General features: G+C 68.6%; 16 protein-coding genes and 1 tRNA gene. 12 read left to right on the forward strand and 5 right to left on the reverse strand.

The window, feature by feature from the left end:
* The first annotated feature begins 64 nt into the window (after window positions 1-64).
* The 5 genes from VKA86_15875 (at window position 65) to VKA86_15895 (ending at window position 5,792) form a co-directional block, all read left to right on the forward strand.
* A complete protein-coding gene (locus tag VKA86_15875) occupies window positions 65-1,897 on the forward strand; it encodes a histone deacetylase (protein HKK72685.1) in 1,833 nt (610 codons plus the stop codon).
* A gap of 258 nt (window positions 1,898-2,155) precedes the next feature.
* Window positions 2,156-3,523, forward strand: coding sequence for a DNA polymerase IV (locus tag VKA86_15880; protein ID HKK72686.1), 1,368 nt, complete (start codon window positions 2,156-2,158; stop codon window positions 3,521-3,523).
* Between the two features lies 1 nt (window position 3,524).
* Window positions 3,525-4,955 carry a hypothetical protein gene (locus VKA86_15885; GenBank protein ID HKK72687.1) on the forward strand — a complete coding sequence of 477 codons (1,431 nt, stop codon included), beginning with the start codon at window positions 3,525-3,527 and terminating at the stop codon, window positions 4,953-4,955.
* Window positions 4,952-5,614: a transcriptional repressor LexA gene (lexA, locus tag VKA86_15890; protein HKK72688.1), complete on the forward strand. Its 663-nt coding sequence runs from the start codon at window positions 4,952-4,954 to the stop codon at window positions 5,612-5,614. The genes VKA86_15885 and lexA overlap by 4 nt, the downstream gene beginning before the upstream one ends.
* A 103-nt stretch (window positions 5,615-5,717) precedes the next feature.
* A tRNA-Glu gene (locus VKA86_15895) sits at window positions 5,718-5,792 on the forward strand.
* 64 nt (window positions 5,793-5,856) lie between these two features.
* Here VKA86_15895 and VKA86_15900 read toward each other — a convergent pair.
* Window positions 5,857-7,527, reverse strand: coding sequence for a calcineurin-like phosphoesterase family protein (locus VKA86_15900; GenBank protein ID HKK72689.1), 1,671 nt, complete (start codon window positions 7,525-7,527; stop codon window positions 5,857-5,859).
* A gap of 278 nt (window positions 7,528-7,805) precedes the next feature.
* Here VKA86_15900 and hemB point away from each other — a divergent pair, with 278 nt between their 5' ends.
* Window positions 7,806-8,786: a porphobilinogen synthase gene (gene hemB / locus VKA86_15905; GenBank protein ID HKK72690.1), complete on the forward strand. Its 981-nt coding sequence runs from the start codon at window positions 7,806-7,808 to the stop codon at window positions 8,784-8,786.
* A gap of 33 nt (window positions 8,787-8,819) precedes the next feature.
* On the opposite strand, the gene VKA86_15910 is transcribed toward hemB, so the two are convergent.
* The 3 genes from VKA86_15910 to VKA86_15920 form a co-directional block, all read right to left on the reverse strand.
* The gene (locus VKA86_15910; protein HKK72691.1) at window positions 8,820-9,242 is read right to left on the reverse strand and encodes a SufE family protein; all 423 of its coding nucleotides are present in this window, start codon (window positions 9,240-9,242) and stop codon (window positions 8,820-8,822) included.
* 29 nt (window positions 9,243-9,271) lie between these two features.
* A complete protein-coding gene (locus VKA86_15915; GenBank protein HKK72692.1) occupies window positions 9,272-10,822 on the reverse strand; it encodes a leucyl aminopeptidase family protein in 1,551 nt (516 codons plus the stop codon).
* A 178-nt stretch (window positions 10,823-11,000) separates the two neighbouring features.
* Window positions 11,001-11,285: a hypothetical protein gene (locus VKA86_15920; protein HKK72693.1), complete on the reverse strand. Its 285-nt coding sequence runs from the start codon at window positions 11,283-11,285 to the stop codon at window positions 11,001-11,003.
* Between the two features lie 265 nt (window positions 11,286-11,550).
* Between VKA86_15920 and VKA86_15925 the strand changes: the two genes are divergently transcribed.
* The 6 genes from VKA86_15925 to sufT are packed head-to-tail and all read left to right on the forward strand — an operon-like array spanning window position 11,551 to window position 17,510.
* Window positions 11,551-12,084, forward strand: a complete 534-nt coding sequence (locus VKA86_15925; GenBank protein HKK72694.1) for an Rrf2 family transcriptional regulator — start codon at window positions 11,551-11,553, stop codon at window positions 12,082-12,084.
* A complete protein-coding gene (sufB, locus tag VKA86_15930; protein HKK72695.1) occupies window positions 12,081-13,523 on the forward strand; it encodes a Fe-S cluster assembly protein SufB in 1,443 nt (480 codons plus the stop codon). The genes VKA86_15925 and sufB overlap by 4 nt, the downstream gene beginning before the upstream one ends.
* Before the next feature lie 41 nt (window positions 13,524-13,564).
* Window positions 13,565-14,311 (forward strand): Fe-S cluster assembly ATPase SufC, encoded by a 747-nt coding sequence (gene sufC / locus VKA86_15935; protein HKK72696.1) that lies wholly within the window; start codon window positions 13,565-13,567, stop codon window positions 14,309-14,311.
* 39 nt (window positions 14,312-14,350) lie between these two features.
* On the forward strand, window positions 14,351-15,679 hold the full coding sequence (sufD, locus tag VKA86_15940; protein ID HKK72697.1) for a Fe-S cluster assembly protein SufD: 1,329 nt from the start codon (window positions 14,351-14,353) through the stop codon (window positions 15,677-15,679).
* Window positions 15,676-16,947 carry a cysteine desulfurase gene (locus VKA86_15945; protein ID HKK72698.1) on the forward strand — a complete coding sequence of 424 codons (1,272 nt, stop codon included), beginning with the start codon at window positions 15,676-15,678 and terminating at the stop codon, window positions 16,945-16,947. Before sufD ends, VKA86_15945 begins: the two co-directional genes overlap by 4 nt.
* A gap of 17 nt (window positions 16,948-16,964) precedes the next feature.
* Window positions 16,965-17,510, forward strand: coding sequence for a putative Fe-S cluster assembly protein SufT (gene sufT / locus VKA86_15950; protein HKK72699.1), 546 nt, complete (start codon window positions 16,965-16,967; stop codon window positions 17,508-17,510).
* A 40-nt stretch (window positions 17,511-17,550) separates the two neighbouring features.
* Here sufT and VKA86_15955 read toward each other — a convergent pair whose 3' ends face one another.
* A complete protein-coding gene (locus VKA86_15955; protein HKK72700.1) occupies window positions 17,551-20,148 on the reverse strand; it encodes a DUF3160 domain-containing protein in 2,598 nt (865 codons plus the stop codon).
* Window positions 20,149-20,163 lie beyond the last annotated feature (15 nt).

A 20,163-nucleotide genomic window follows, 5' to 3' on the forward strand; every position in this document is an offset into this window, starting at 1 on the left:
CCCGATGCGACGCACCGGCCCGCCCCGAACGCCCGGAGCGCCCCGGGTCCACGGAGGACATCGGATGGACACGACCCGATGGAGACAACGAGGACGGCGGTGGCGTCGGAGGCTCCTCCGCTTCGTTCCGCGACGCCACGGTGCGCCCGTCGAGTGGGTGTACAGCCGCCGGTACGCCGTGGACCTCGACTCTCCGGTCGTCGACCGCCGGCGCGGGCAGCGGGTGCTCACGCAGCTCGACCAGGAGGGAATCCTCCGGCAGGGCGACCTGCACCGGACGCGCCGCGTATCGCTGCGCAAGCTCCTGCACGTGCACGATCCCGACTATCTGCGGGCCCTCGAGTCGGCCGACGGTCTGTCGCGAGTGATCGGACACCCCGTCGACGCCGCGGCTGTCGACGACTTCCTGCTCGCCCAGCGGGCCATGGTGGGAGGCACGGTCCTCGCCGCACGTCTCGCGCTGCGGGACCGGCGCGTCCTCTTCAACCTCGGCGGCGGCCTGCACCACGCCATGCCCGACCGTGGCCAGGGCTTCTGCCTGTTCCACGACATCGCGGTGGCCATCGCGCACCTGCGCGATCGCGGCTTCGGCGGCCCGATCCTCGTCGTCGACCTCGACCTGCACGACGGTGAGGGCACGCGCCGGATCTTCGCCGACGATCCGACGGTGCACACGCTCTCGATCCACAACCGTCACCTCGACGACGTCGAGGCCGTCGAGTCGACCAGCGTGGAGCTGGGGACCGGCGTCGGCGACGAGCTCTACCTGCGGACGATCGAGGAGGTCCTGCCGCGCGTGGTGGCCGATGTCCAGCCGGGGTTCGTGTTCTATCTGGCCGGCGCCGATCCGGCCCACGACGATCGTCTGGGCGACTGGCAGATCAGCCCCGCCGCCATGCTGTACCGGGATCGGAGGGTCATGGAGATCGTCCGCCCGCAGGAGTCGCGTTTGCCCGTGGTGATCCTCCTCGCCGGCGGCTACGGGCACCAGGCGTGGCGTTACACGGCGCGCTTCGCGACCTGGCTGGCCACCGGTACCGCGGTGGAACCGCCGACGACGGCCGCCCTGCCGATCACCGACTACCGGCGCCTGGTGCGCCATCTGAGCGAGCCCATGTTCCTGTCCGAACCCTCGGACGACGACTGGGGCCTGACCGAGGAGGACATGCCCGGACCGAACTCGATCGCGGCGAAGCGTCTGCTCGGACGTTACACGGTCCACGGAGTCGAACTCGCGCTGGAACGCATGGGTTTCCTGCGCAAGGTGCGGTCGTTGGGTTACGAACACGTCATGGTCGAGGCCGACCTGGACAATCCGCTGGGGGACACCCTGCGCGTGGTCGCCGCCACCCCGGACCGGCCGGTGATCATGGAGCTGCGCGGTCGGATCGAGTGGAAGATGGTTCCCGGTCTGCGCGTCCTCTTCGTGGAATGGATGCTCAGTCAGAATCCACGCTCGGACTTCCCGGCGCACCGGCCGGGACTGTCGGGTCAGAAGCATCCGGGCACCGGCCTTCTGCGCGACGTCGCGAGCCTGCTGCTGCTCGCCTGCGAGCACCTCGAACTCGACGGGATGGCGTACGTGCCATCGCACGTGGCGCTGGCGGTGCAGTCGGCGGGACTGGCGGGCTTCGTCGACGACGAGTTCGGTCGGCACTTCCACGCCGCGTTGCGGGCGCTGCGCGGACATCCCTTCCTCGAGCGGGTGCGGCTGCTCGAGGCCGGAGCCGTGGTGGAGCAGCAGACCGGAGAGCCGATCCGATGGCACCCGACGACCATGTTGGTGCCGGTGAGCGACGCCGCGAAGCGGCGTGTCGATCCGAACTGGACGCTACCGCGCGAGGGCGACCCGGTCTACGAGGTCGTGGAGGAACGAGAAACGGGCCGAGCGCTCTGACGCCCGGCCCGTTCCGTGAAGGAGTCGGAGGGAGAATCTGCACTCTTCCCGGCCACGAGCGCTTCTCCTCCCTCCGTGCCGTGCACTATGGGCGAAGCCGTCCCGTATATCCAGTCTTGATTCGTGATATCGCCGATCGTTTCCACTTCGAGCCGTATCGGGTGGGGGAGGATTTCCTCGATTTTCCCCCTGGACAACCAAACATCTGTTTCACATACTGCCGGTCACCAAACAGATGTGTGGTCTCGGGCCTCCCGGATGGGGAGAAGACGAGGCACGCATCCGACGCCCCACCGGGGGCACCCTCGAATCCGGGATCCGGAGCGCATGCGCCGCAAGTGGTTCGCCCACGTCGACATGGACGCATTCTACGCGTCGGTCGAGGTGCTCGACCAGCCCCGACTCGCCGGTCGGCCGATCGCCGTGGGTGGACGCTCCGAGCACCGGGGCGTGATCGCCGCGGCTTCCTACGCCGCGCGCAGGTTCGGCGTGCGCAGCGCCATGCCCACGGCCGAAGCGCTGCGCCGCTGCCCGGAGCTCGTGCTGATCCCCGGACGCATGGAGCGCTACGCCGAGAAGAGCCGCGAGGTCATGCAGATCCTGCGGCAGGTCGCGCCCGCGGTCGAACCCCTGTCCCTCGACGAGGCCGCACTCGATCTCACCGGCTGTGCCCGTCTGCACGGCGCCGACGTCGAGATCCGGGGCGATCGCCGCGAGGACTGGTCCCGGTTCGCCCTGGAGCTGCGCCGGCGCATTCGCACGCGCACCGGTCTCTGGTGTTCGATCGGTCTGGGCGAGACCCGACGCATCGCGAAGATCGCCAGTGACCTCCGGAAGCCGCGGGGTGTGGCCGTGGTGGAGGCCGGCGCCGGCCCGGATTTCTTCTCCGGTCTGCCCATCGAGCGACTGTGGGGCGTCGGTCCCAAGATGCGCGAGCGCCTGCGCGCGGCCGGAATCCGTACCGTGGCCGATGTCGTCGCCACGCCGCGCCCGGAGCTCGCCGCCCGCTTCGGCAAGGCCGGACCGTTGTTGCACGACGTCGTCCATGCCCGCGAGACCGGCCGCGTCGATCCCGACCGTCCACACAAGAGCGTCAGCCACGAGACCACGTTCTCCGTCGACCGTACCGGTCTCGAGGAACTCGAGCCGGTGTTGCAGAGGTTGTCCGACAAGGTCGGGGCACGCCTCCGCCGGGCCGGCCTGGCGGGGCGGGTGATCGTCCTCAAGATCCGCGACCGCGGCTTCCACACCTTCACCCGTCGGCGCTCCCTGGCCGCGGCCACCGACTCCGACACCACCATCTACGAGACCGGCCGAAGGCTGCTGGAGTCGATGGACTGGGACCGGGTCCCCGTGCGCCTGATCGGCATCGGGGTCACCGACCTGGCCAGTGTGTCGGCGCAGCAGGGCGACCTGTTCGCCAGCGAGATCGAGCGCGAACGGCCCCGGCTCGAGCGCGCCCTCGACGCGGTCCACGAACGCTTCGGTGAGGGCGCCATCGGTCACGCCCGCAGCGTGCTCGATCCACTGCGCCGCCGTGACGGCGTGTCATGGCTGCCCAGCGCCCCCGCCCCGAGTGCGCCCAGGACGGCCGACGACGACGACTCCGACCCCAGGGAGAACTGACATGTCCGAGCCCCACCGGATTCCCCGTGTCCATCTGTCCGAACTCGAATCCGCGCGTGTCCGCGAAGTGGCCACGACTCCCGCGGGTGACCTCGACGCCCTGGCGTTGGAACAGGGACTGCGGGACGCGCCGGGCGACGCGGTCCTCTTCGAGTGGGACGAATCCAGCGAGGACGCGGGGTCGGTCGACCTCCGTGGCCTCTACGCCGTGCTCGGTGCGGCGGCCCGGGCCCAGCGCGTGTTGTTCCCTGCGCGCTGGTTGCCCGTGCGTCGGGCGTCCGACGACGCCGCGAGTGTCCCTGACCCGTCTCCGCGCGTTCTGGCCTTCGCGCGGAGCGACACGGCTCTCCAACGCCTCTTCGCGGAGGCCACCCCGGAACTCGAGGCCCGCGGACTCGCGCGGCCGGACGAACCGGTGGTGTTGCTGGGTGTCGAGGGTGATGCGCTCGCGAACGGCGCGGGTTCCGATGCCGCGGAACTGCGCCGTCGTGCCGAGCACTGGATCCAACGGCTGGGCGCCGACCGCGTGGCCCTGGCCGTCCCCCCGGACTCCGCCGACGACCATCCATTGGCTCGTCTCGCGCGCGACCGGGCTCTGCCCCTGATGGTCCTCGGGGGCGCGCGGCGCCGGCAGGGTGAGCGCGTCTCGACGCCCATGTTGTGGACCGACTTCCAGCTCGACGTCGAGCACCGTCTGCCCGACGACGAGCAGATCGCCGGACTGCGCGATCTGCTGCACCGCGGTTCGCTCCTGCGAGAGCGCACCCTCCACGAGCGTCTTCCCTCCTCGTGGCGGGCGCGTCTCGACGCCGAGCTCCGCGCTCTGTACGCCTGGCACGTCAGTCCGCTGCTGCGGCGGGTGTCGGCGCTCGTGCAGTCGATCGAGTCCGTGGGTGGAAGCCGCGTCGAGGCGCCGCTGCCGGGCCTGCACTCGGTCACGGCCTACCTGCTGGGTCTGACGGATCGGCGCCCGGTCGAGATGGCGTTCGGCCTGGTGGATCCGGTCGACAGTGCCCGCTCTCTGGCCGTTGCGCTGCAGTCCTTCGACCGCCGGCTGGTCGTCCACGTCGAGGACCAGGCCTGGCCGGCCCTGGAGGGTCGACTGGCGGCCTGGTCCGAGGCCGGTCTGCTCGCGCGCTGCGCCCCGACGTCGAATCGGGCGTCGGAGTACTGCTTCAGTGGTCTTCCCCTGGCGCAGCGCGTCGGCGTCCGCCGCGGGCGCGATGGCATCGGCGAGGTCGACATCGATCGCGCCGATCAGCGGGCGCTCGGTTGGTTCCACCTGACCTGCCGCCGGCAGGACGTCGTCGAGCGGCCGCTGCCGGCGTTCGGCGCCGACACCTCCGCGCCGGTCGTCGATCTTTCCGGCTCCCGGTCCCAGCTCGCGCTCGGGCTGGACAGCGATGTCCCGGTCCAGGAGAACACCGCGTGACACCTCCCCGTCGCCGCGAGCTCACCGCACGTCAGGAAGACGTCCTGCGCACCCTGGTGCGCTGGATGCGCGAACACGGCTATCCGCCCACCATGCGCGAACTCGGCCAGGCCGTCGGTCTGTCGAGCACGCGCAGCGTGTCGGACCACCTGGTCCGCCTCGAGGAAATGGGGTTCATCCGCCGCCGTCGGGACCGCTCCCGGGCGATCGAGATCCTGCGGGAACCCGCGGACGCATCTCCGAGCGTCCACGGTTCGCCCGTACTCTCGGACGACCGGGTCGAGGTTCCGATCGTGGGGGAGGTTGCGGCGGGGAGCCCCATCCTCGCGGCGGAGAACGTCGACGGAATGCTGACCGTCGACTCGGGTCTGGTCCGCGATAGCCGGTCGTACTTCCTGCGGGTCCGCGGCGAGTCGATGGTGGAGGCCCACATCTGCGACGGCGATCTGGTGCTGATCCAGCCCCAGCAGGAGGCCCGCAACGGGGAGATCGTCGTGGTGCTGATCGACGACGACGCCACACTCAAGCGCTTCTACCGGCGGGACGGCTACATCGAGCTGAAGCCCGAGAACGAGGGCATGGCCAGCATCATCGTCACCCCCGAGATGGGCGAGGTCCGGGTGCTCGGTCGTCCGGTCGGGGTGTGGAGATCGATCTAGACCCCTCGACGAACCCTCTGCGGCCCCTCAGCGGCCGAGCAGAGCCTCGTGGACGTATGCTTGCGAAGACGGCCGAGCGCCCGTAGCCTGGCTTCTCACAGGCGGCCCCATCGTCTAGTGGTTAGGACATCACCCTTTCAAGGTGAGGACACGGGTTCGATTCCCGTTGGGGCTGCCATCCCGATCTACGACGAGCCGTCGTGGCCGCTCCGCCGGAGCCGCGCCACGGCGGCTTTCGTCGTTCAGCGCCGCACCTCGAAGATCCTGTGCCCCCGGTGCTCGGTCCCGTACTCGTCGGTCGCCCGCACCTCGATCCGGTGGACGCCGGCATCGAGACCTTCGGTGGGAAGATCGGCGAACCACAAGTGCGTGGTCGCGACCGGTCCCACCCAACCCTTCATGCTGTCGGCGTGGCGGGCCATGTGCTCGAGCACCCAGGGATCCTCCCGCACCTCACGCTCCATCTCGACCCAGGGACCGTCGTCGACACGCATCGCGACGCGTGAGCGCGGACCACCGTTGAACAGGTTCACGTACACGTCGGTCGAGGGCAGTTCGTCGAAGAGCAAGGGACCGACCTGCAGCTCGCCGGGACGGTAGGACTCGAGCAGCGCCACACCGAGTTGGTGGTAGGCGCGGTCGAAGCCGATCCGCATCTGGTGATCGGCTGGGTGCCCCGCCGCGCGGTAGTGTGCCACCGCCTCGTTGGCGTCGATCGACAGGATCGTGTAGCCGTTCGGCACGCCGTCGCGCTGCACGGTCACGGGCACGCCGCGCTCGTCGTGCGGGCCGGTCCACCAGCTCCCGCAGACGGTGGCCAGCACGTGATGGTGCAGCGGCTCGTCGCCCGGCCAATCGTCGGACTCGTCGAAGTGGTGGTGCTCCACGAGATGCGTGTGGCCGGCGAACGAGAGCACGTGGTCGCGCTCGCCGAGGATCCTGAACAGCCGATCGCGATCGAGCACGTTGATGTACGGCGCTTCGGGATCGACGTGGCTGCGCAGGGGGATGTGCATGGTCACCACGACGAGGTGATCGCCGGGAACCAGCGCCAGGTCGGCTTCGAGCCAGTCGAGTTGACGCTCGGACAATCCGCCGTAATAGCCGCCGGCACCCCGCACGGGAGCGTCCTCTTCGCCGCGGCTCGTGCCACGGTAGACCACGTCGTCGAGCACGACGAAGTGGGCACGGCCGTAGGTGAACGAATAGGTCGTCGGACCGAGGTAGCGCTGGAAGGTCGCGAGCGAGTGCTCGTCGTCGGGCGACAGGAAGTTCAGCTCGTGGTTGCCGGGGACGTTGTACCAGGGCACGCCCAGGGCCCCGAGCAGATCGAGGTAGCGCGGGAACAGCGAGAGGTCGTCGTAGAGGAAGTCGCCCAGGGTCATGCCGAACGCGGCGTCGGTACCCGCCAGCTCGTTCAACACGTCCTCGCGGATGTAGTCGAGTTCGACGTGGCTCTGCGGCTGGGTGTCGGCGAAGAGGATCACGTCGAAGGATTCGGGTTCGTCCACGGGCACCAGACCGAAGTCGATGGAATCGGGCAGAGGGCCGGTGGGCGCCAGGCCCGGATACGCCAGATCGAGTTCGGCGGGCGTGCCCTCGGGCCGGTGCACGTGGTAGAAGCGCGGCACGCCGTTCGGCGCGAGCTGCGTGCGGTAGCCGCTCGGCTTGACGACGAAGATCACGTCGCCCTCCTCGACCTCGAGTTGCCATCGCCCCTGTGCGTCGGTGGTGACCACGCGATGGCCGTTGCTCACGGCCACGTCGGCGAGTCCGGCCTCGCCGGTGTCACGGCGGCCGTCGGCATCGGCGTCGACGTACACGTGGCCGCGGGCGGTCTCGGCCGCGGTGACCGCGGTGGGGGCACAGGACACGAGGGCGAGCACGCACAGGGTGCGCAGCGTTCTGGTCATCGCACGATCTCCTGGAGCGGTGGTCCGCCGACGGCGGACCGGTCACGGGCCGGGCGCAGGACCCACGAGCCTGCCCAACGGGCCGACCCGCTGTCGAGAGGAGTTTTCGTGAAGGATGGACGGCCGCGGGGTGTCCCGAAATCGTGATCGACGGCCCTCGTGACCTTTACCGCCGGGCCGGGCGCACCTAGCCTTCTGCCGGTTCCGCGCCCGCCGGTCGCGGGGCCGTTCCCCCGCCCAGTCCGCGATCGACCGCTGTCCCGTCTTCGGAGGATGTCATGCTGCACCTGCCCCAGCGCCCCCGCCGCAATCGCAAGAACGAGGTCGTCCGGTCGTCGCACCGCGAGACCTGGGTCGGTCCCCAGCACTTCGTCTATCCGCTCTTCCTGCACGCGGGCAGTGGCAAGCAGCCCATCGAGAGCATGCCGGGCAGCGACCGCCACGACCTCGACACTCTGCTCGACGAGGTGGGCAAGGCGCGCGAACTGGGCGTGAAGAGCGTGGTGCTCTTCCCCGCCGTCGAGGAATCGCTCAAGAATCCGACCGGCGACGAGTCCTACAATCCCGAGGGCCTGATCCCGCGGGCGATCCGCCGGGTGAAGGAGAGCTTCGACGACGTCATGGTCTTCACCGACGTCGCACTCGACCCCTACAACTCCGACGGCCACGACGGCATCGTGCGCGACGGCCGGATCCTGAACGACGAGACGGTCGAGGTGCTCTGCAAGCAGGCGCTGGCCCAGGCGCGCTCCGGCGCCGACGTGATCGCGCCGAGCGACATGATGGACGGCCGCATCGGCGCGATCCGCGAAGCGCTCGACGATGACGGCTTCACCGAGGTGTCGATCCTCAGCTACTGCGCCAAGTACGCCTCGAGCTTCTACGGACCGTTCCGCGACGCGCTCGACTCGGCACCGAAGGCGGGCGACAAGAAGACCTACCAGATGGATCCGGCCAACGTGCGCGAGACCCTGCGCGAGATCGAGCTCGACGAGGACGAGGGCGCCGACTACCTGATGGTGAAGCCGGCCGGGCCGTACCTCGACGTGATCCGCTTCATGCGCGAGGCGACCACGCTCCCGGTGGCCGCTTACCAGGTCAGTGGGGAGTACGCCATGCTGAAGGCCGCGGCGGCCAACGGCTGGCTCGACGAGCGTGCCACGGTGCTCGAATCGTTGCTGGCGATCCGCCGCGCCGGAGCCGACGTCATCTTCACGTACTTCGCGGTGCAGGCCGCCGAGTATCTCCGTCAGGGATAGCGACTCACCCCGTACGGAGACGGGCGGCGGTGGTCAGCCCATGGATCTGACCACCGCCGCCGATCGCCGCATCTCCTCGATCATCGCGTAGAAACCGTTGCGCCGGTTCGGCGAGAGGTGGCGGTCGAGTCCGATGCGCTCGAAGGCGGCGTCGAGGTCCACGGCCAGGATCTCTTCGGGGGTCTTGTCGCTGAACAGCGTCCGCAGAACGGCGAAGAGCCCCTTGACGATCGCCGAGTCGCTGTCGGCGTTGAACCGCAGCTTCTTCTGACCGTTCTCCTGCACGATGTCGGTCTTCAACCAGACCTGACTCATGCACCCTTCAACGCGGTACTTGTCGGTGTGGTAGTCCTCGGGCAGGGGCGGCAGTTTCGCCCCCAGCCCGATGATGTACTGGTAGCGATCGCTCCAGTCGTCGAAGAACAGCAGATTGCTCTCGAGTTCTTCGTAGTCCACGTCAGACCTCCTGGTGAACCGCGCGCTTCCTACTCGAGCAACGCCGCGGCGAGTGCCGGGATCGGAGCGCCGGTGGGGCGGCCGTGCTGCCAGTCGCCACCTTCGGTCGCGCTTCCGGCCACGTCGAGATGCGTGAAGGGGAGCGGACGCTCGCTGCGCAACCCGTGGTCGGACAGACCCGCGGCGACCACCAGGAACGCCATGGGGAACTGATGACCGCGCGGCGTCGCCGAGCTGGGCTTGTTGTTGCAGCTGAGTACGTCGTCGGCCTTGCTGCGCGGAGCGATGAACTCGAAATCCTCGCGCCGCGAGCGGTTGACCTCGAAGGTGTCGCCCCACAGATCCCCGGCCTCGCTCAGGCGGGCGCCGATGCTCTGCGCGCGGGCGGCGCCGTTCTCGACGGCAATGGTGTTCGGGCCGGCCGCCAGCGCGGCGTGGCCGGTCAGGGTGGCGGCGCTGAACAGCATGGGGTTCTCGGCGTCGACGGCCTTCTCGCGCAGGTGGCTGAGGCAGTCGGCCAGGACCAGGCGTCCCTCGGCGTCGGTGTTGCCGATGCGTACGCGGATGCCGGCATGGCTGGTGATGATCTCGTCGCTCACGAAGCAGTCCTCGCCGACGCTGTTGCGCACCGCACCGATCTCGGCGATCACGCGTACGTTCGCAGGAGCGAGTTCCGAGACCGTCTTCACGAAGCCGGCCACGGCGGCGGCGCCGCCCTTGTCGCGGCTCATGCCGGCCATGTGGCCTCCGGCCTTGATGTCGGCTCCGCCGGTGTCGTAGACGACGCCCTTGCCGGCCAACAGGATCGTGCGCTCGATCGGTCCCGAACCCTGGTACTCGAGGCGGATCACACGCGGGTGGTGGCGTTCGACCTGCATCGAGGCGCGCCCCACGGCCATCATGAGCGGATACTCGCGTTCGAGCGTGGCGCGGTCCGAGACGATCTCGACCTCGACGTTCGATCCCGCGAAGGCGGCCTCGCACAGTTCGGCGAACCGGGGCGGTGCCATACGTTCGGGCTCGGTGCCTCCGAGATCGCGGGCGAGCCGGCGGCCGGCCTCGACGGCCCGGATCCGATCGCGGATCGCGTCTCCGTCGCGGTCGGCGACGAACCCGAGCATCTCCATGGGTTCGACGTCGGCTTCGCCGAGGGCCTCGCGTGCCTCCAGCGGCTCCCAGAGAGCACCGAGGGCCTGGAGGACCGACACGGCCTGGGCGTTGCCGTAGACCGGGTCGGACGGGACTCCGGCCACGACCAGGAGTGGTTTGCGGGCCCCGGCCTCGCGCGCGCGCTGGATCCCGCGCAGGGCGGCGTCACCGAAGCGGCGAACGTCGTCGAAGTCGCGGTCGAGCTGGCCGGTGGGAGCCATGACCAGACGCCGCCCCGCCAGATCGTCGGCACGACGAAGGGTGACCAGATGGTCGCTGCGCGCGTCGACGGCCGCGGCGGCGTCGAGGTGGGCCTGGATCTCGGGATGGTCGCCGAACTCCTTCATGGGTCCGACCGCGATCACGCAGTCGAATTCGGAGCCCTCGAGTTCGGCCTTGGCATCGGGCGAAACGTGCTTGAGTTCGACCACCACGGAACCTCCCACCGGAGTCTGGAGACGCTCGGGCGCTCCGGATCGGTCGAGGTGGCGGAGCGCACGGGCAGGAACGTAGACCCGCACCCGGGGCGCCGCAATCGGAGTGCGCACACACGAGGAGGCACGCGCGGCGTCCGCCGGCGTGCCGAGGGTGTCAGGGCTGTGATCGGACCTAGACCGACATGCCCTGATAGCGCGTGAGGGTCTCCTCGAGCGAACGGGCCACCGCTTCGCGATCGAGCCGTGCGCCGGGCCGGGCGTGCAGGGTCAGCTCGATCCGGCCGTCCAGTTCGTCGGCGTCCACACCGGCGAAGTGGTCGATCTGGTCGGTGGCGCAGCCGCATCTGCCGTCGCGGCAGGCGTCGAAGGCGCGCAGCAACGGCAGGCGAGGTCCGTCGTATCCCACGATGGACACCACGAAGGCGCTGCCGTGTTCGGCCAGCTGGTATTCGGCCATGGTGGAAACGGTCCTCTCAGGGGTGTCGGGCGGGACGACCCTGCCGCCGCCCGTCCCCCACATTATAAGGCCGGACGCGCGGTGGTGGGGGGCTCCGCAACCTCCCGGAAGGACCGATTTCGTGACCCTCCGCGGCGGCCGGGCTAAATCTATACTCTCGAGTAGCGATTCGGCGCGGATTGGATATGCTATGCGGCGCGCGGCCGGAAGGAATGATCCGCGTGCATCAATCGAGCGACCCGTCCCCCGAGCGAGGACCTCCACCGTGATCCTGACGGCGCAGGAAGAATTCGGACTCCGTTGCGCGCTCACGATCGCGCGCGCGGGGACCGACGACAGCGGCCAGCCGGCCTCGGTCACGCTCGGTCAGATCGCCGAGTCCGAGGGACTGACCCCGGCCTACGCCGGCAAGATCATGCGCCTGCTGGTCCAGGCGGGACTGGTCGAGAGCACGCGGGGCCGGAGCGGTGGTTACCGCCTGGCGCGCGCGGCAGAGAGCATCTCGGCGGACGAGGTGGTCCACGCCCTCGGCGGCAAGTTCTACGATGGCGAGATCTGCTCGCGGTCGGCCTCGGGCGAGGGTCTCTGCGTGCACAACAACGATTGCGCGGTGCGGTCGCTCTGGACCGGATTGCAGACCATGGTCGACGTCTTCCTGTCCCGGATCACTCTCCGGGACCTGGCGGTCGACGAGGCCACGATGCAGCGCACGGTCACCGTCGTGCGCGAGAGCCTGGATCAGGACCCGACCGACGCGGTCGGCGTGACGTCCGACGACGTGCAGGAGGGAGTGCGATGACCGACAACCGTCAGATCGAGGAACTCGCCCGCCGCGAGTACGAGCACGGTTGGGAGACCGAGATCGAGTCCGAACGGGCTCCGAAGGGCCTCAGTGCGGACATCGTGCGCCTGATCTCGCAGAAGAAGGGCGAACCCGACTGGCTGCTCGAATGGCGTCTCAAGGCGCTCGAGCAGTTCTTCGCCATGCAGGAACCGAACTGGGCGCACGTGAACTATCCGCCGGTGGATCTCCAGGACATCTACTACTACTCGGCTCCCAAGAAGAAGCCGACGCTCGAGAGCCTGGACGAGGTCGACCCGAAGCTGCTCGAGACCTTCGACAAGCTCGGGATTCCGCTCGAGGAGCAGAAGATGCTGACCGGCGTCGCCGTCGACGCCGTGTTCGACTCGGTGAGCGTGAAGACGACCTTCCGGGAGAAACTCGCCGAGGCCGGCGTGATCTTCTGCAGCTTCAGCGAGGCGGTGCAGGACCACCCCGAGCTGGTGAAGAAGTACCTGGGCAGCGTGGTGCCGACCACGGACAACTACTTCGCGTCGCTGAACAGTGCCGTGTTCACCGACGGCAGCTTCGTGTTCGTTCCCAAGGGCACCCGGTGCCCCATGGAGCTGTCGACCTACTTCCGGATCAACGACCGCGAGACGGGCCAGTTCGAGCGCACCCTGATCGTGGCCGAGGAGGGTGCCTACGTCAGCTACCTCGAGGGCTGCACCGCGCCGCAGCGCGACGAGAACCAGCTGCACGCCGCGGTGGTGGAGCTGGTGGCCCTCGACGACGCCGAGATCAAGTACTCCACGGTGCAGAACTGGTACCCGGGCGACGAAGAGGGCAAGGGCGGCATCTACAACTTCGTCACCAAGCGCGGTGCGTGCCGCGGCAAGAACTCCAAGATCAGTTGGACGCAGGTCGAGACCGGCAGCGCCGTCACCTGGAAGTATCCGAGCTGCATCCTGCAGGGCGACAACTCGGTGGGCGAGTTCTACTCGGTGGCCCTGACCAACAACGCCCAGCAGGCCGACACCGGCACCAAGATGGTGCACATCGGCAAGAACACGAAGTCCACGATCATCTCGAAGGGGATCAGCGCCGGGGCGGCGCAGAACAGCTACCGCGGCCTGGTCAAGGTGAACAAGGGCGCCGACGGCGCGCGCAACTTCTCGCAGTGCGACTCGCTGCTGATCGGCGATCGGTGCGGTGCGCACACCTTCCCCTACATCGAGAGCAAGAATCCCACCGCGCAGATCGAGCACGAGGCCACCACGAGCAAGATCGGCGACGACCAGCTCTTCTACTGCCGGCAGCGCGGTCTCAGCGAGGAGGACGCGGTGTCGATGATCGTCAACGGCTTCTGCAAGGAAGTCTTCAACGAACTCCCCATGGAGTTCGCGGTCGAGGCGGGCAAGCTGCTCGCCGTGAGTCTCGAAGGCGCCGTGGGCTGACCCGGCCCCGTTCCACGACACGACGAAGCGAAGGAAACGTCATGCTGAAGATCGAGAACCTCCAGGCCGCCATCGATGGCAAGGCCATCCTGCGGGGAGTCGACCTCGAGGTGAACGCCGGCGAGATCCACGCGATCATGGGGCCGAACGGCTCGGGGAAGAGCACCCTGGCCAGCGTCCTGTGCGGACGCGAGGAGTTCGAGGTCACCGGGGGCTCGGTGGCGTTCGAGGGCCAGGACCTGCTCGAACTCGACCCCGAGGAGCGCGCGGCGCTGGGCATGTTCCTGGGCTTCCAGTACCCGGTCGAGATCCCCGGCGTGAGCAACACCTACTTCCTGAAGGCGGCCGTCGACGCGCAGCGCAAGGCGCGCGGCGAGGAAGAGATGGACGCGGCCGACTTCCTGCGTCTGCTCAAGGAGCGCGCCGCGCAGCTGCAGCTCGACCCGTCGCTGCTCAACCGGCCCGTCAACGTGGGCTTCAGCGGTGGCGAGAAGAAGCGCAACGAGATCCTGCAGATGGCCGTGCTCGAACCCAAGCTGGCCATCCTCGACGAGACCGACTCGGGTCTGGACATCGACGCGCTGAAGATCGTGGCCGATGGTGTCAACCGTCTGCGCGACCCCGAACGCGCCACGATCATCGTCACGCACTACCAGCGTCTCCTGGAGTACATCGTGCCCGACTACGTGCACGTGCTGCAGAACGGTCGCATCACGAAGAGCGGCGATCGCCAACTCGCGCTGGAACTCGAAGAGAAGGGCTACGCCTGGGTCGGCGCCGAGGCCTGAGCCGCGCACCGAACCGAGCTCGACGCGAAAGGACGTGCAGTGAGTCAGCAGCAACCCTTCTCGGGCGGACTCGACGCCTGGATCGAGGCCCTGTCGACGAACGGCGGTGGCTGGAGCGCCGACGTCCGCCGTGCCGCCGCGGCGCGCTACCGCGAACTTGGGCTGCCCGGCCGCAAGGACGAAGACTGGCGCCAGATCAACCTGAGCGCGATCTCGGCGGTCGAACGTCAGGTGCCCGAGGCGCCGCCCGCGATCGAAGCCGATGCGCTGGAGCGGTTCGCGATCGCCGATCTCGGCGCGATCCGCGTGGTTCTGGTCGACGGCTTCCTCGTGCCCGAGCTCAGCGAGATCAGCGATCTACCGTCCGGCGTCACGATCGAGAGCCTGTACGGGGCAGCCGAGGCCGGGCGCGAAACCGCGCTGACCGGACTGCGTCGCGACGGCGGGGATCGGGCGACCGGCTTCGAAGCCCTGAATGCGGCGTGGTTTCGCGACGGAGTCGTCTTGCGGATCGACGCCGACGTGAAGGTCGAGCGACCCCTGCACGTGCTGCACGTCAGCACGAGGCACGACCGCCCGACCGTCGTGCATCCTCGCCTGGTGGTGGCCGTCGGCCGCAGTGCCGAATTGACGGTGGTGGAGGACCACGTGGCTCTCGACGGGAGCGACGATTTCGTGAATGCGGTGGTCGACCTGCAGCTCGACGACAACGCACAGGTCGACTGGGTCCGTGTGGTGCGGACCGGTGCCGAGCACCTGCACGTGGCCTCGATCCGATCGCGGCAGGGCCGGGACAGTCGTCTGCGCGAGCACGCGATGGTCGTCGACGGCGAACTCGTGCGCCAGGACGTGCGCGCACACCTGCAGGGCAGCAACAGCGAAGTCGTCCTCAACGGCTTGGTCGTCCTCGACCAGCGTCAGGTGGCCGACAACCACACGTGGGTCCACCACGAGGTCCCCTACACACGCAGCGAAGAAGTCTACCGCAACGTTCTGGACGGCAAGGCCCGCGGTGTGTTCATGGGGCGCGTCGTCGTGGCCGAAGGCGCGAAGGGGACCGACGCCCAGCAGAACAACGCGAACCTTCTGCTGAGTGACGAAGCGCAGATCAACACCCTGCCGCAGCTGGAGATCTACAACGACGACGTCAAGGCCAGTCACGGAGCGACCCTGGGGCAGCTCGATCGGGACGGTCTGTTCTACCTGCGCAGCCGCGGCATCGACGAGACCACCGCGCGTGGCCTGCTGACCTTCGCCTTTGCCAGCACCGTGGTCGAGTCCATGCCGCTGGCGGCGCTGCGTCGTTTCGCTCGGCGTAGTATCTTCGAGCACCTGCCCCACGAACACCTGAGCGAGGAGCTCGTGTGAACCAGGTCCGACCCGAATCGACCCCGCCCGTCCAGGACGCCGCGAACGACTACGACGTCACGGCGGTCCGGGCCGAGTTCCCCCAGCTCGCGCGGACGATCCACGGACGACGGCTGGTGTACCTGGACAGCGCAGCGACGGCGCAGCGGCCGCGCACCGTGCTCGACGCCATGCACGAGTACCACACCCACTGCAACGCGAACGTGCATCGCGGTCTGTACACGCTGTCCGAGGAGGCCACGGCGAAGTACGAGGCCGTGCGGGGGACGTTGGCCCGGTTCACCGGTGTGGACGATCCACGCCGCGTGGTGTTCGGCCGCGGGTGCACCGAGGCGATCAATCTGGTCGCCCACTCCTATCTGGCGCCGCGTCTTCGACCCGGTGACGAGATCCTGGTGACCGAGATGGAGCACCACTCGAACATCGTTCCCTGGCAGCTCGTTGCCGAGGAGAAGGGTGCGAAGGTGGTCGCGGCTCCGATCGACGACCGCGGGGAGCTGGTGCTCGAGGAGGTCGAGCGCCGGCTGAACGACCGTACGCGGCTGCTCGCCTTCAACCATGTCTCGAACGCGCTCGGGACGATCAATCCCGTGGCCACTCTGGTCGAACTGGCCCACTCCCAGGGTGTGCCGGTGCTGGTCGACGGGGCACAGGGTGGACCGCACGCGCCGATCGACATCGACGGCTGGGACGTCGACTTCTACACCGTGAGTGGGCACAAGGTCTACGGGCCCACCGGTGTGGGAGCCCTGGTCGCGAAGTGGGAGCACCTCGAGTCCATGCCGCCCTGGCACGGTGGGGGCGACATGATCCGGCGGGTCAGCTTCGAGGGCACCACCTATGCCGATCCACCGCAACGCTTCGAGGCGGGTACGCCGCCGATCGCGGCGGTGATCGGTCTGGGCGCCGCCGTGGAGTTCGTCGAATCCATCGGCCACGATGCCCTGGGCGAGCACGAGCGCCAGGTGCTCGAGTACGGTACGCAGCGGTTGCTGGAACTCGAGGGTGTGCGTTTGTTCGGCGAGGCTCGCGAGAAGAGCCCGGTGCTGTCGTTCGTGCTCGAGGGCATTCACGCCCAGGACGTGGCCACTCTTCTCGACGAGGAGGGCGTGGCCGTTCGCGCCGGGCACCACTGCACCCAGCCGCTGTGGGACCACTTCGGCGTGCCGGCGACCATCCGTGCTTCGTTCGGTTGCTACAGCGATCGTGACGACGTCGATCGCCTGGTCGAAGCCCTGCAGAAGGTCCGCAAGATCTTCGCGGCCTGACGCGACGGAGAACAGCCATGAAGAACGAACTCGTCACCTTCCAGCGTGACACCAAGGCCATTCTGGTGCCGGACGGCACGCCGGCCACGATCTCCGAGGGCATGCAGGGCCGGGTGACCCAGGCCCTGGGTACGAGCTTCACCGTGGTGACCCAGTACGGCCAGATGTTCCGGGTGGCCAACGAGGACGCCGATGCCGTGGGCAAGGATCCCAGCGACTTCGAGGTCGACATGCCGACCGGCGGCGATCTCGAGGAGAAGGTCTGGGGTCAGCTCGGCACCTGCTACGACCCGGAGATTCCGATCGACATCGTGCAGCTCGGCCTGGTCTACAGTTGCGAGCTCACCCCGCTCGAGGGCAGCCCCGGCCTGCACCACGTGGACGTCGTGATGACGCTCACCGCACCCGGCTGCGGGATGGGCGACGTGCTCAAGAACGAGATCGAGGAGAAGATCCAGATGCTGCCCGAGGTGGCCAGCGTGCAGGTCGATCTGGTGTTCGAGCCCGCCTGGAACCCGAGCATGATGAGCGAAGAGGCCCGTCTCAGGACCGGGATGATGTAGGCACGAGCGGGCTCGTCTCCGAGCCCGCCCTTGTCGCGGTCTACCGGACCAGGGTCAGTTTCGTGGTCGCCGTGCGCATGCCGGCGGCCACTTTTGCATGGTAGACGCCTGATGCGACCGCACGACCGTTCGCGTCCTCACCCCGCCAGGGGATCAGGTACGTCCCCGGCTGGAGCGTCTCGTCGACCAGTACCGCGACGCGCGCGCCTCGGGCGTCGACGATCTCCACGCGCACGGACATCGGCTGCTTCCCGGTCAGCTCGAAGCCGATCACCGTCCGGGGATTGAAGGGATTGGGCTGACCACGCACCCATCGAACGCCGTCCCGAGCCGGGGTGGGCGTATCACCGGGGTCGGCCGGAGCGTCGACCGCCACGGGCCCGAGGATCGAGGCGGCGTCGGTGCGCACCCGGCCCTCGGTGTCGGTGAGATAGACGTGGGTCCAGCTCTCGGTGGGCGGAACGTCGTAGGTCAGGCTCAGCGGGTTCGACCAGTCCCCGCCGTCGAGGATCGATTCCCAGTCGTCGTCGGTGAGCCGGTGGAAGTCCAGGGTCACCAGTTCCCGGTACGAGGCCACCGGCCCGACGAAGGCCGTCGGCGCCCCGCCCGGGCACCGCGCGACGAACACGCCGAGCAGGGGATTCGCCGTGGCCACGTGCAGCACCTTGCCCACGGTCGAGCCGAACTCGTCGGTGGGCTGGGTGTGGACGTCGGCGATGATGCGATCGGTCTCGCTGGCCGGGGCGCTGCAGCCGTCGGCGCAGTAGTAGAGACGGGGCAACCATCCCGACTCCACCAGATTGCAGCCGGACTCGGCGAAGAGCACCCGCTGCAGGAACGAGCTCTCGGCCGCGGAGAAGGCCACGCCGTCGAGTTCCTTCTGTGCGATGGTGCCCACGGTGTCCATGAGGGCCGCGGCGCGGTCGAAGTACTGGGCGATGCGGTCGCTGTGCGGGCCGGGGTCGAGGCGCGCCACGATCTCGTCGCGCCCGAACTCGGCGAAGCGCCGCAGGCGGTCGTACAGCGCCGGAACCGGCTCGACGTATCCGTGCGGATACGAGCAGATCACGCCCCCGGTGTAGGACTGCTTCACGTACAGGATGGTGTCGTGCCGCAGCTCGGCCCACGAGGCGAGCTGGGTGTTCATCTTCTGCTGCTGCCAGCCGCCGGTGCGCATGAAGTCGGGCGCTCCATCGATCTCGCCCGTTCCGGTGAGGGTGCGCAGGGCGGCGAGCCAGTGGGTGTAGAGGCTCGAACTCCAGAAGGTGTCGTCGTACGAGTCGATCAGGTAGCGCAGGGCACTGAGGTTGGCGGCGTAGTGGTAGGTCTCGAGTTCGTCCTCGAGCAGCGGCAGGACATCGTCGTTGCCCAGGGCGTAGAGCACGTCCAGCGGGTCGGGCAGTCCCCGGAAGGGCGTCGATCCTTGGTAGCGGATCCGGTCGTAGACCACGTTGCCCAGCACGTTCGAGTCGATCGTGAAGCGCTGGCCCATGAGGAGGAAGGCGTAGGGCGGATCGAGGGGCTCGCCCGACATGGGATCGCCGATCAGCACGCGTGAGTTGATCGCCTGCGGCTGGTAGGCGCCGCTGTCGAGCAGGTCCTCGAAGGCTTCGTACGTCGTGGCATCCCACAGTTGCGCGGGATCGGACAGCGTGAGCTCGGTCGCCATGGCGTCGAGGTGCGCGAGCGTGGTGTTGTCGGACTCGCCGATGAACACGCGCAGCAGGTCATCGATGCGTTCGAGCTGGGGGCGCACACCGGCGCGGTCGACGAGAGCGCGCAGGAGGAAGGCGTCGACGACTTCGCGCTGCACCGAGGGCGGCGCGCCGATCCCCGGCGGGATCGACAGCCGGAAGTCGATCCGGCCCAGCCACATGAGGCAGCGGAAGTAGCGTTCGAGTTCGGGTCGGTCGGTGTAGTGACCGCGCGGGACGAACTGGCTGAAGTCGACCGTGCGCGGCGTGTCGTTGAAAAGCGCGACGTCCTGCAGGCCGCTCGCGTCGCGGGCCGCGGCGACCACGGTGTCGTACAGCGCCTGGTTCGCCGGGTCCAGCGGCCCGGTGGTCTCGTCGCGCAGCAACGTCAGGGCCACGCTCAGGTACAGGTCGAGATCGGCCACGCAGTCCTGCATGGCCGTGTCTTCGGCGTGGGCGGCGGCGAGATCGGGCCAGGCCGCGCGCATCGACGCGAGCGCTCCGTCCACGGTCGGGATCAGTGTGGTGAGCTCGATGCCCTTCAGGATCTCGTCGAAGGAGCGGTGGAAGGTGTGCAGGAACAGATCGCTCGACAGGAACACGGGCAGGTCGGCGTGCCACACCCAGCGCAGGGCCGCGCCGTAGGAGCTGTGGTGGAGGCGTTCGCTGACCACGAAACCGTGGCGCTCGAGCAGGTCGAGTTCGCCGTCGCGCAGTTCGAGCGCGGTGATCACCGAATCGAGGAAGGCGGTGCCGCCGAGCGTGTCGTCGACACGGTGGAGGTAGGGGCCGACCGGCGCGTGGCGTTCGAGCAGGGCGCTCGCGGTGAGGTCGGCGTCCTGCTCGAGATGCGCGCGGTAGGCGTCGAGATCGAAGTCGCCGGCCGTGGCCGGACCGCAGAGGACGAACAGGGACAGGACGACGAGGACGGACAGCCGTGCCATCGGTCGGTTCCCTTC

It is taken from the genome of Candidatus Krumholzibacteriia bacterium (assembly GCA_035268685.1).
Taxonomy (GTDB): domain Bacteria; phylum Krumholzibacteriota; class Krumholzibacteriia; order JAJRXK01; family JAJRXK01; genus JAJRXK01.